Here is a 227-nt window from a genome sequence, read left to right as displayed (position 1 = left end):
GACCACTCTCAGGTAATACTTCGATATATACAGTTGTAGTATCACAAGCGACAGGGTTTCCATCGTCACAGATGGTGTACTCAAAAGTATCTTCACCAGTAAATCCTGGGTTAGGAGTGTAGGTATACTCACCAGTAGGAGAGATGGTTACAGAACCATTAGTAGGATTGGTGTTAGCAGTTACAGTTTGGTTATCGCCTTCAAAATCTTCATCATTAGTTAATACA

At 40.1% G+C, this 227-nt stretch carries 1 protein-coding gene; it reads right to left on the bottom strand.

The window, feature by feature from the left end:
* A partial coding sequence (locus tag ACVC5O_RS03975; protein ID WP_452220172.1) for an Ig-like domain-containing protein occupies positions 1 to 227 on the bottom strand: 227 nt, incomplete at both ends.

This window comes from Lacinutrix salivirga, assembly GCF_053604675.1.
This window is presented reverse-complemented; position numbering and strand designations above follow the sequence as displayed.